This is a genomic window from Streptomyces hokutonensis (assembly GCF_042751305.1).
GTDB lineage: Bacteria > Actinomycetota > Actinomycetes > Streptomycetales > Streptomycetaceae > Streptomyces > Streptomyces hokutonensis_A.
In genome coordinates, this window is sequence record NZ_JBHYWD010000026.1 from 143,693 (window position 1) to 155,268 (window position 11,576).

General features: G+C 69.0%; 7 protein-coding genes. 6 read left to right on the forward strand and 1 reads right to left on the reverse strand.

What is annotated here, in order from left to right:
• Positions 1-83 precede the first annotated feature (83 nt).
• The gene (locus tag ACFXC1_RS43040) at positions 84-2,195 is read right to left on the reverse strand and encodes a glycoside hydrolase family 36 protein (protein WP_381253656.1); all 2,112 of its coding nucleotides are present in this window, start codon (positions 2,193-2,195) and stop codon (positions 84-86) included.
• Between the two features lie 169 nt (positions 2,196-2,364).
• On the opposite strand from ACFXC1_RS43040, the gene ACFXC1_RS43045 reads away from it, so the two are divergent.
• The 6 genes from ACFXC1_RS43045 to araB all read left to right on the forward strand — a co-directional run bounded on the left by ACFXC1_RS43045 (position 2,365) and on the right by araB (position 11,212).
• The gene (locus ACFXC1_RS43045) at positions 2,365-3,435 is read left to right on the forward strand and encodes a LacI family DNA-binding transcriptional regulator (RefSeq protein WP_381253659.1); all 1,071 of its coding nucleotides are present in this window, start codon (positions 2,365-2,367) and stop codon (positions 3,433-3,435) included.
• Between the two features lie 111 nt (positions 3,436-3,546).
• Entirely contained in the window at positions 3,547-4,857 is a 1,311-nt protein-coding gene (locus tag ACFXC1_RS43050; protein ID WP_381253662.1) for an ABC transporter substrate-binding protein, read from the forward strand.
• A 74-nt stretch (positions 4,858-4,931) separates the two neighbouring features.
• A complete protein-coding gene (locus ACFXC1_RS43055) occupies positions 4,932-5,897 on the forward strand; it encodes a carbohydrate ABC transporter permease (protein ID WP_381253665.1) in 966 nt (321 codons plus the stop codon).
• Entirely contained in the window at positions 5,894-6,748 is an 855-nt protein-coding gene (locus ACFXC1_RS43060; protein WP_043662415.1) for a carbohydrate ABC transporter permease, read from the forward strand. Before ACFXC1_RS43055 ends, ACFXC1_RS43060 begins: the two co-directional genes overlap by 4 nt.
• Positions 6,749-6,836: 88 nt before the next feature.
• A complete protein-coding gene (locus tag ACFXC1_RS43065) occupies positions 6,837-9,401 on the forward strand; it encodes a CBM35 domain-containing protein (protein WP_381253670.1) in 2,565 nt (854 codons plus the stop codon).
• Between the two features lie 131 nt (positions 9,402-9,532).
• Entirely contained in the window at positions 9,533-11,212 is a 1,680-nt protein-coding gene (araB, locus tag ACFXC1_RS43070; protein ID WP_381253672.1) for a ribulokinase, read from the forward strand.
• Positions 11,213-11,576: the final 364 nt, after the last annotated feature.

Here is an 11,576-nt window from a genome sequence, read left to right on the forward strand (position 1 = left end):
GAGGTTGCCCCGGACCGTGGTGGCCTTGCGCAGGCCGCCAAAGCGGACCAGCGGGTGTCTGACTCGCTGCTCGATCAGGGTTTTCAGGATCGACCTGTGGTCAAGCGGACGAGGACAGCGGTGCCCGCCCGGGGCAAAGTCACCGTCAACCGCCCTTCGGCCGCGTCCCATTCCACCCCTGCGTCGCCGGTCGGCGGATACAGCACCACGGGGTCGGCAAGAGCGCCGCGCAGGTGGGGGATGGCGAGCGCGCAGTCCACGGCGCCGTCCGACTCCCGCCGCCAGACGGTCACATAGGTGGACCGCGCTCCCCGGAGCCCGTGCGCGATCCACTCGTCGTCCCAGCCGGGCAGGCCCAGCGGCCAGAACGGGTGCGCGGCAGCGATCTCGGCCCTGATGTCCTTGTAGACGGAGAGGGCCGAGCGGACCAGGTCGAACCGCTCGTCGTCCATGCGGTTGAGGAATCCGGACAGGTGAATGCGGCCCAGCAGCGCGCCGGTGAGGGTGAAGGCGATCTCGTCCGGGCTCTGGTCGGGCTGGGGGTAGGCCCACACGGCGGCCTGCTCGGGTGCCGCGGCGGTGCCGGCCGAGGCGGCGATGGGCGGGTAGCGCAGCGGGTCCTGCTGGTCGCTGGTGGACTGGATCTGGGCCACGGCGAGTTGGGCGTAGTCCATGCGCAGGCCGCCCGATCCGCAGTTCTCCAGGACCAGTCGGGGATGACGGTCGAGGAGTCCGGCCATCCAGTCGAGGTGGGCGCGGTGATGCCCGAGCAGTCCCGCACCGGCACTTTCCGAACCGTTCTCGGTTCCCGGGCCGATGTTGATGTTGTAGTCGAGTTTCAGATAGCCGACGCCCCACTCGCCGACGAGCCGGTCCACGACCTCGTCGAGGTGGGCGCGGGCGGCCGGGTGGCGCAGGTCCAGGTGGTGCCGTCCGTGTTCCGTGACGCGCAGGCCCCCGCGCCGGAAGAACGCCTCCGGCGGCAGGGTGTCGGCCAACGGGCTACGCACGCCCACCACTTCGGGTTCGAGCCACAGTCCCGGCGTCATGTCGTGCTTCCTGATGGCGTCCAGGACTTCCTGTATGCCGCCCGGGAAGCGGTTGGGAGCGGCCTCCCAGGCGCCGACGGAGTCCCACCAGCCCTGGGCGTCGTCGTCGTACCAGCCCGCGTCGATCACGAACACCTCGGCACCGGCGCTCGCCGCCGCCTCCACCAGGGGCAGGAGCCGTTCGGTGGTGGGGTCGCCCATCAGGGTGTTCATGTAGTCGTTGTAGATCACCGGGAGCGCACGGTGGTCGGGGTGGTCACGCCGGATGCCGCGGCGATAGTCCGTAAGCGTCGCGAAGGCAGTGTCCAGACCGCCGCTCTCCGCGCGCACGAGAACGGCGGGAACGGTGTGGAACTCCTCGCCGGGGGCGAGGAGTTGGTGCCACTGGTGGTGGGCGTCGTCGGGCCCGAACAGGGCGACGTACGCGGCGCCTTCGCGCTCTCCGGTCTCGAAGCGCCAGCCCGCGCTGGACTCGATCTGCCACAGCCACACCCCGCCGTCGCGGTCGGTGAGTGCGCCTACCGGCAGATGGCGCCCGGTGGACCAACTCCCTTGTGAATAGCGCTCGAAGCAGCCGCGCCCCTCGTGGCCGTGGGCGGATCGGGTCAACGAAACGACCTGGTCACGGAAGTCGGCCTGGCGCCAACGGCATTCGGCGAGCCAGTCGTTGTCCGCCCAGTGCAAGGTCAGCCCGTCGAGGCCGTCTTCGGCATCGGAGGAGGAGATCCCGCCGAGCGTCAGGGTCGTGACGCTCTCCAACCGGACCGGTTCAACACCCTCGTTGACCAGCCGTACCCGCGAGCGCAGGAAGCCCGAGCCGATGCCCGACTCCAGGGTGACCTCGGCGGCCAGTCCTGTCATGGGGTCCGCCAGCCGGATCGTCGTACGCTCTCGGCTTCCGTCCCGCACGGTCTCGTGGTCGCGGTAGGTCATGCGCTCGCCGATGGCCGTCTCGATGAAGCGCTCCCCCGACCACAGGCGCCCGTGCCCGGTGGCCGTGACCTCGACGAGAGGCACCAGCTGGGCCCAGTCCTGATCGGTCCCTCCCAGCCGGGCCGCTCCGGAGGCATCGACGACGGCGTGCAGCCCGAGCGCCGGATGCGACCAGACACGGGACCCCTCGACTGCTCCTACGACACTGGTCAACGCAATTTCCCCTTCTGGGACGGTTCGGTGCTGCGGGTCCCGTACGGGCACCGAGCTGGGGTTTCTCGTCCGGCGGGAGCGTTCGTACCGCTCAAGTCGGTGTGTTCGAAAGGTAAATCCCCAGTTACGGTCTCTTGACGCCCACGTTGTGACCGCTCACAATCCTCGCATGGATGTGACCGGTCACACAAGCTCCGGCGGCCAGGGCGACCCCCCTCAGGGGCACCAGAAAGCCGCCAGTATCCGCGACGTAGCCGCCGCGGCAGGCGTCTCCTACCAGACCGTTTCGCGGGTCATCAACGGCCACCCGAACGTCAAGGAGGAGACCCGCAAGCGGGTCGACGCCGCCATCCAGACCTTGGGATTCAGGCGCAACGCCACCGCGTTCGCCCTGGCCAGCGGGGTCACCCGGTCGGTCACCGTCATCACGTCGAACACCGTCCTCTACGGTTACGCAGCCACCCTGCAAGGCCTGGAGGAGGCGTCCCGCGCCGCCGGATACGCGCTCGGCGTACGGGTCGTGACTCCCGAGGACGATCTGGACCGTACGATCGCCGCGGCTGCCGACACCGGTGGCGGCGTGGTGGTCATCGGCTTCGACCGCCTCGGTGCCGCCGCTCTCGACCGCGTACCGGCGCACGTACCGTGCGCGGCGCTGGTGGAAGCACCACCGCCGGGCCGGAAACCCGGCCGTCCGGCGGTGTGGGCCGACGACCGCGAGGCGGCCCGTACCGCCACCGAGCACCTGCTGGCGCTCGGGCACGAGACCGTCCACTACGTGGCGATCCCCGCCTCGACCGGAACCCGGCGCCTGGCGAGTCCCCGTGCCGAGGGCTGGCGTCAGGCGCTGGAAGCAGCCGATATCACCCCGCCCCCGCCGTCCGGCAAGGGCTGGGACGCCCAGGCCGGCTACGAGGCCGGCAAGAAACTCGCCCGGAATGAGGACGTCACCGCGATCCTGTGCGGCAACGACGACCTGGCGCTGGGTGTACTGCGGGCCCTGCACCACGCGGGCCGGCGGGTACCGGACGACGTCAGCGTCATCGGCTTCGACGACGCACCGCACTCCGGTTTCGTCACCCCGTCCCTGACCACCGTCCGCATGGACTTCCACGGGCTGGGCCGCGCCGCGTTCGGGCTGCTGCGCGCCCAACTCGACACCGATCAGCAGGAACCCGCGCCGGTACCGGCCGAACCCACCCTCATCCTCCGGGAGAGCTCGGGGCCACGGGACGCATGAGCCGGACCGGACATCCGACCTCGCCGTATCCGTTAGCCGTCTTCCCCGCAGTCATCGCACATCTCCGCAGTACCGCCCCGCCTCCCCTCTGCGAACGATCAAGGATCCGCCATGAGAAGAACCGTCTCCGTCCTTGCCACCGCCTGTGTCCTCGGGCTGACCGCCACCGCGTGCAGTGACAGCACCGGTGGCGCCACGGCCGCCGCACCCGAGGGCTCCGTCAACCCGACCGCCTCCCTCAAGGGCGTCAAGCTCACGATGTGGGTGGCCCAGAACAGCGTCTCGGAGCCCAAGCAGGCCATCGAGGCGTTCGAGAAGGCCACCGGGGCCAAGATCACCACCGAGGTCATACCCGACCCCTACGAGTCGAACGTCCCGACCAAGCTCGCCTCGGGCGTCAAGCCGGACCTGATGTTCTGGCAGCCCACGGGCAGCACCCTGCCGTTCGTCCAGCCGGCCAAGAACCTGCTGCCCCTCGACAACGAGGACTGGGTCTCCAAGCTCGGCACGACGGAGAAGTCCCTCGGCCAGGTCGACGGCCACCGCTACGCGGCCATCGTCACCAGCCCGGCTTCCCTGGGCGTCTACTACAACAAGGACGTCTTCAAGAAGGCGGGCATCACCACGATGCCCACCAGCTACGACGGTCTCCTCGCGACCGCTGCAAAGATCAAGTCCAAGACGGGTGTCGCGCCCTTCTTCGAGGTGGGCGGCGACAAGTGGCCGCTGCAGTGGCAGGTCCAGCTGCAGATGACCGACCTGCCGCAGAGCTTCTGGGACAAGCTCGACAAGAACCAGGCCAAGTGGACCGACCCGGTGATCGTGAACGCGATCAAGAAGTACAAGACCAAGGTCCTGGACGGCGGGCTGGCGCAGAAGAACTACAAGACGGCGACCTTCGTCGACCAGGGCAAAGCGATCCTGGACGGCAGCGCCGCGATGGCGGTCAACGTGACCTCGCTGCAGAGCGAGATCCAGGCGACCTCCAGCACCTCGGAGATGGACCAGAAGCTGGGCTGGTTCCCCGTCTCCAACAGCTCCGCCAAGGCTCTGTACTCTCCCGACCAGACCAACGGCGTCGTCGCCTTCAACACCGGTGACGCCAAGCGTCAGAACGCCGCCCGCCAGTTCCTGTCCTTCTGGCTCGGCAAGGACTACCCGGCCTACATCAAGGCCAACAAGATCGTCTCGGTGGAGCCGTCCGTGCCCAACCCCGCCGGCCTCCCGCAAACCGCCATCGCCCAGGCCGAGTCCCTCGCCACCGCGACCGGCGTGTTCCAGGTCAAGGCCCTGACCGCGCCCGACATGCACCTCGCCCTCGCCGACATGATCTACGGCAAGAAGACCCCGGAGCAGGTCGCCCAGGCCGCCGAGGACCAGTTCACCCAGGTCCTCAAGGCGCGCGGCGTCTCCGGTTTCTGACCGGCGCCCTTCGCCAGCCCGTCCCCGGGCCGCCCGTCGGCGGCCCGCCCGGGACCCCAACCGGAGGTAAGAAAGTGGTGGACACCGCCACGATGGACGCCATCGACGCCACGCGCGCGAAGGACCGAGCCCAGGACGACGGCCGACACCGGACGTCCCGCCGTACCCGCCCGCGCGGCAAGGCCAATCAGCCGTGGTGGTTCGCCCTGCCCGCGCTCGCCGTGTTCGGCGTGTTCTTCCTGCTGCCGAACCTGCTGAACTTCGTCTACCCGTTCACCGACTGGTCGGCGTTCCACTCGCAGATCGGCTTCGTGGGACTGTCGAACTTCAGCACCATCCTGCACGACGGGTCGATGGCCCGAGACATCCGCATCACCCTGGAGTACGCCGTCCTCGTGGCCGTCTTCCAGAACGGCTTCGGACTCGCCCTCGCCCTGCTGCTGGAGCGCGACACCCGCTTCAACCGCTTCTTCCGCGCGGTCTTCTTCCTCCCGGTACTGATCTCCGCGCTCGCCGTCGGCTACATCTTCCGCGCCCTGCTCGCCCAGGACGGCGCCCTCAACAGCGTGCTGTCCTCGCTCGCGGGACACCACGTCGACACCCCCTGGCTCGGCTCGACCACCTGGACGCTGGTCGTGGTGACCCTCATCCACGGCTGGAAGTGGATGGGCCTGGCGATGCTGATCTATCTGGCGGGCCTGAAGAGCATGCCGGGTGACGTCCTGGAGGCGGCCCGGATCGACGGGGCCGGCTGGTGGCGCACCTTCTGGTCGGTCAGGTTCCCGCTGCTCGCGCCGGCGGTGACCTTCAATGTGACGACCGCGCTGATCGGCTCCATGAACACCTTCGACATCGTGCAGGCGACCACCGGCGGCGGTCCCGGCAGCGAGACCGAGGTCTTCAACATCTACATGTTCCGCATCTTCGGCCAGGGCCTGTACGCGCAGGCGTCCGCGATGAGCCTGGTGCTCTTCCTCATCGTCGTCGTCCTCGCCGTGCCCGTCATCGTCGGCCTGCGCCGCAGGGAGGACAACCAGTGACCACCGTTACCGCGTTCGCCCCCGCGCACCGGCGCCCACTGCGCTGGGTCCAGCCGCTCGTCGTCCTGATCGTCGCCGGCGTCACCATCGGCATCCCGCTCTGGCTGGTCGCGGTCACCTCGTTCAAGCCACAGGCCGAGGCGATCAAGCCCAACCTCTCCCTGCCCCACCACGTCCAGGCCGCCGCGAACTACAAGCAGAGCTTCGACGAGGGCAAGATCGTCCAGGGCTTCGTCAACAGCCTCCTGGTCGTCGCCCCGTCCGTCGTCCTCGTCCTGCTCCTCGGAGCGGGCGCCGCCTGGGTGTTCGCCCGCCGCAAGGGCCGCCTGGTCAACACCCTGTACGCACTGAGCATCAGCGGACTGCTGCTCCCGCCCGCCGTGATCACCATCGTCATGGAACTGCGCCAACTCGGCCTGGCCGGCACCCGACCCGGCATGATCGGCGTCTACGCCGGGATGTACCTGTCCACGTCGATCTTCTTCATGACCGGGTTCATCCGCGCCCTCCCCGAGGAGCTGGAGGAGGCCGCCCGCATGGACGGCGCGGGCCCGGTCCGGGTCTTCTTCCGGATCATCCTGCCGCTGCTGCGCCCGGTCATCGCCACCGCCACGATCATGGTGATGCTCTACGCCTGGAGCGACATCTTCTACGCCTTCTTCGTCCTCGGCGGCGGCGACAAGGCCACCCTGCCGCTCAACCTCTACCAGGTCGCCAACGCGCAGTTGTACCTCAACAACTGGCACCTGATCTTCGCCTACGTCGTGATGATGAGCCTCCCCATGGTCCTCGTCTTCGTCATAGCGCAGCGGCGCATCGTCTCCGGCATCACGAGCGGCGCCGTCAAGTAGCCCCGGGGTTCGGCCAGTTGAGCCGCCCCGGTCACCCGCGAAGTACCCCGACAGCCTCCCGCAACGCCGCGGGAGGAGGAGGACAGCCATGCCTCGAACAGCCCGCAGACCCCGCTCCGCCCGTGCCCTCATGGGTGCGACGGTGGTGACCGCCGCCCTCCTGGGTACCGCGCTCGCCGTCCCCGCCGCGCAGGCGGCCACCCCGCAACTGACCGTCGACCTCGGCACCACCACCGGCGCGGTCATGCACGGAGCCAACGGCGCCCTGTACGGCCTCAGCGACGACGGAGTGCCCGGCGACAACATCGTCACGCCCCTGCACATGACGTCCATCGCGCAGAAGGCACCCGACGGCGCCCAGCACCCGAACGGTGACGCGCTGGTCGTCCAGCCGGAGTTCGCCCGCGGTGGTGGCGGCGACAACCTCATCTACATGCAGGACATCTACGCCAGCTGGCCGTACGAGAACCTTGGCCTGACGGACTACCTGTCCAAGGTCACCACGATGGTCACCAAGGTCGCGGCCCGCTCCGACGCGAGCACGTTCGTGTGGGTGCCGTTCAACGAGCCGGACGGCAACTGGTACACAGGGCTGGGTAGTTCGACCACCGCCACGTACCAGAGCGCGCTCGCGAGCTTCGAGAGCGACTGGACGACGGTCTACAAGAAGATCCGCTCGATCATCCCGAACGCACGCATCGCAGGCCCCAACGAGACGCACTACGACGCCCGCCTGATGGGCGACTTCTATCCGTGGGCCAAGGCCAACAACGTCCTTCCGGACATGACCACTTGGCACGAGCTGGACCCCACCTCCCTCTCCAACTTCGAGGGCAACCTCGCCGCCTACCGCACCATCGAAACCAACGCGGGCATCAGCCCGCGCCCGGTCAACATCAACGAGTACGGCGACCGCCGCGACCTCTCGGTGCCGGGCCAGATGGTCCAGTGGATGTCGATGTTCGAGCGGAACAAGGTCTACGCCGACCAGGCGTACTGGGACATCGCGGGGAACCTCGACGGCAACGTCAGCCAGACCAACATCCCCAACGGCGACTGGTGGCTGCTGCGTTGGTACGCGGGCCTGACCGGCCAGACCGCCAAGGTCACCCCGCCGCAGGCCAACGTCATCGACACGCTCCAGGGCATCGCGTCCCTCGACACCGGCCGCAAGCAGGCCCAGGTCCTCCTCGGCGGCGGCACCTCCGGCTCGGCGAACACGGTCGTCCAGCACATACCGTCGTCGTTCGGCAGCACCGTCAACGTCTCGGTGGAGCGCACCGCGTGGAGCGGCTACGAGGGCGCCGGCCCCGCCCCGACGGTCCTGGCCCGCAGCACGTACACGGTCGCCTCGGACGGCAGCATCACCGTCCCGCTCACCAACCTCGACCCGATGTCGGCCTACCGGATCGTCATCAACCCGGCCGGCACCGGCACGCCCACCGCCGCGAGCACTCCCTGGTCGGCGTCGTACGAAGCAGAGAACGCGACCATCACCAGCGGCACCGTCTACACCCAGGGCAGCGTCACCAACGCCTACGGGTACGCCACGTCGGGCACCAAGGACGTCGGCAGCCTGAACCAGACGGGCAGCAAGGTCGCCTTCAGCGTCACCGCCCCGACCACGGGCATGTACAACGTCAACGTCTTCTACGGCAACCAGTCCGGCGGCCCAGCGACCCAGACCCTCACCGTCGACGGCGGCTCGTCCCAGACGGTCACCTACTCACGGACGCTGAACTGGACCTACCGCTCCACGGCCAGTGCCTCCGTGTCCCTGACCGCCGGGACGCACACGATCACCCTGGCCAAGGGGACCAACGAGGTCACGCTCGACAAGATCGACCTCACCGCGGCCTCCACCGCCGACACTTCGTACCCGGCCACGTACGCCGACATCACCGGCTCACCGACCTACAACTACACGGCCTCCGGTTCGACGGGAGCGGGCGCCCTGGCGCTGACCTCGGGCACCTCGGCCGCCTTCGACGTCTACGCGCCGACCGACGGCTACTACACCGTCCACACCGACTACTCCTCCAACGGCTCCGGCACCCTCACCCTGGACGGCGCCACCGCCGTCTCGCTCGCCTCCACGAGCGGAACGCTCACCGACAAGAGCTCACGGCTCTACCTCTCGGCGGGCAACAACCGCATCACGGCGGCGACTTCGGGCTCGACCACGCTGACCCTGCGCGACCTGCGCGTGTCCGCGAGCACCGACACCACGGGCGTCACCGCGTACGAGGCCGAGAGCGCCACCCTCGCCGGAACCGCCGTCGCCACCTCGGACACCTGGGCCTCCGGCGGCAAGTACGTCGGCTACATCGGCAACGCCTCGGCGAACACCCTCACCTTCCAGGTGAGCGCCGCCGCTGCCGGGCGGTACGTCATGAACGTCCGCTACGCCAACAACCAGGTCTCCGGCTCCGGGAACTACAACACCAACGTCGTCTCCCGGGCGGCCCAGATCTCCGTCAACGGCGGCACCGCGCAGACCGTCATGTTCCGCAACAACTACAGCTGGTCCACCTACTGGGACCTGCCCGTCCCGGTCACCCTCACGGCCGGCACCAACACGATCAGCTTCGCCAACGCGAGCGCCTACGCACCCAACATCGACCGCATCACCGTCGCGCCGGTCTCCGGCTGACAACCAACTCCGGTCGGGGCCCGGGCACTTGCGCCGAGCTCCGACCAGGGGTCCCATCCCGAGATCTCCTCTCGACCCCATTCGCCATATCGAACAAAGACTGAAATACCGAACGAAAGGGCGGCCCGGCGGTGACCACCGAGCACCTCGACCACACCCATCCCGACACTTACGTCATCGGAGTCGACTACGGCACGTTGTCGGGGCGGGCCGTGGTGGTCCGGGTCGCCGACGGCGCCGAACTGGCCGTCGCCGAGCACCCGTACACGCACGCCGTCCTGGACCGCGCCCTCCCCGACGGCACCCCGCTGCCGCCCGACTGGGCGCTCCAGGTGCCCTCGGACTACCTCGACGTGCTGCGCATCGCCGTCCCCGAGGCACTGGCCCGTTCCGGCGTGCGCCCGGAGCAGGTCGTTGGTATCGGCACGGACTTCACCGCCTGTACGGTCCTGCCGGTCCTCGCCGACGGCACGCCCCTGTGCGATTTGCCGGAGTTCGCGGGCCGCCCGCACGCCTACGTCAAGCTGTGGCGTCATCACGCGGCGCAGGCTCAGGCGGACCGGATCACCGCACTCGCCGAGGTGCGCAAGGAGCCGTGGCTGAAGCGGTACGGCGGGAAGATCTCCTCGGAGTGGGAGTTCGCCAAAGCCCTCCAGCTCCTCGAGGAGGCCCCCGAGCTCTACGAGGTGACCGAGCGGTGGATCGAGGCGGCCGACTGGATCGTGTGGCGGCTGTCCGGCTCCTACGTCCGCAACGCGTGCACCGCCGGGTACAAGGGCCAGCTCCAGGACGGGAGTTATCCCTCCGCCGGCTATCTGGCCGCGCTCAACCCCGGCTTCGCGGGCTTCGTCATCGACAAGCTGGACCAGCCGATCGGCCAGCTCGGCGACCGCGCGGGCGGGTTGACGGCGGAGGCGGCGGCCTGGACGGGCCTGCCCGAGGGGATCGCCGTGTGCGTCGGGAACGTCGACGCCCATGTGACCGCGCCGGCCGCCACCGCCGTCGAACCCGGCCGGATGGTCGCCATCATGGGCACCTCCACCTGCCACGTCATGAGCAGCGACCAGTGGGCCGAAGTACCGGGCATGTGCGGGGTCGTTGAGGGCGGCATCCTGCCGGGGCTATGGGGATATGAGGCCGGGCAGAGCGGGGTGGGCGACATCTTCGGCTGGTTCGTCCGCACCGCCTTCCCGGCCTCGTACGCCGAGGAGGCCGCCGTGCTGGGCCGTGATCCGCACGAGCACCTCACCGCGCTGGCCGCGAAGCAGCGGGTGGGCGAGCACGGGTTGATCGCGCTGGACTGGCAGAGCGGCAACCGCAGCGTGCTCGTCGACCACGACCTCAGCGGCGTCGTGGTCGGGCTGACGCTGTCCACCCGCCCCGAGGACGTCTACCGCGCCCTGCTGGAGGCCACCGCCTTCGGCACCCGCACCATCATCGAAGCCTTCGAGACCTCCGGGGTCCCGGTCCGTGAACTGATCGTCGCGGGCGGCCTGATGAAGAACCCGCTGCTGATGCAGATCTACGCCGACGTGACCCGTCTGCCCCTGGGGGTCATCGACTCGGCGCAGGGCCCCGCGCTGGGTGCGGCGATGCACGCGGCGGTCGCGGCCGGCGCGCACGCGGACATCCGGGCCGCCGCCCAGGCCATGGCCAAGGCCCGGCCGGCCGTCTACCGGCCGGACCCGGAGCGGGCTGCCGCCTACGACCGGCTGTATGCCGAATACCGGCTGCTGCACGACTACTTCGGCCGTGGCGCCAACGAGGTCATGCACCGGCTGCGCCGCCTGCGCACCGAGACCTCCGCCTGAGCACCACGCCACGCTCGGTGGTCAACCCCCTCTGACAGACGCCTCGATGACCATGTCAAGCCATCCACATACCTGGTGAGACTCAGGTGAACAGCCTCTCGTCACGCAGCATCGCCCGTCGGACCGCATGCGCTCGGTCTCGGACAGTGGTGACCGTCCGGATCTGCAAGCCGCCTTTGACGGACGTTCGCCACGGACAGGGGCTCGCCATCGCTCCCAGCCCTCCATCAGCCATACGTGAAGAGACCCAAGACACTTAAGGAACCCTCATGGACACCACAGCCTCTCCCTACCCCGACCAGGAGATCTGGTTTCTCACCGGCAGCCAGGGCCTGTACGGCGACGACGTCCTGCACCAGGTCGC